The sequence below is a fragment of the Roseobacter sinensis genome (assembly GCF_025755255.1).
GTDB lineage: Bacteria > Pseudomonadota > Alphaproteobacteria > Rhodobacterales > Rhodobacteraceae > Roseobacter > Roseobacter sinensis.
Genome location: NZ_JALIEB010000076.1, coordinates 1 through 538, shown reverse-complemented (window position 1 = coordinate 538; position 538 = coordinate 1). Strand labels below are relative to the sequence as shown.

Annotated in this window: 1 protein-coding gene; it reads right to left on the bottom strand. The window is 55.8% G+C overall.

Features of this window, described 5'->3' with window-relative positions; translation table 11 throughout:
• Positions 1-502: transposase (locus MUB52_RS23960; RefSeq protein ID WP_263846672.1), on the bottom strand; the 502-nt coding region annotated here is incomplete at its 3' end.
• Positions 503-538 lie beyond the last annotated feature (36 nt).

The window sequence follows — 538 nt, the reverse complement described above, 5'->3', positions numbered from 1 at the left end:
GTGGCAGACCTTCCTTGCTATCTATGCCGCGCGTCTGGTTCGCATTTGCGAGTATCAGGCTGGCGTCGACGCCAAAGCTGTGGCCACCGACAAGGCCTTCATCCATGCAGCGCTGCAAAACTGTCTCGAACAAATGACGGAACAATCCGCTCTCGCGGAAACGTCCATGCCGGTTCTTTGAGAATGTCGAATGGTCAGGCACCGGATCAGTGAGGTCGAGGCGGCAAAACCACCTGTACGCCAGATTGACATGCACCTCTTCGCACAAGCGGCGCTCAGATCGAATGCCTTGGCAGTAGCCCAACAGCAGCATGCGGATCATCAACTCGGGGTCAATCGAAGGTCGACCGTTAGAGCTATAGGATGGTGCGAGCAAAGGGCGGACTTCCGACAGATCAAGGAAGCGATCAATACCGCGCAGCGGATGATCGGACGGGATAAACTCTTCAATCGAGAACTCATAAAACAGCGCGCCTTGCGCTACTTGTCTCGGTCCCATCATCGCTGCACCTCCACTCTCTATCCGAGTGAACCAGCG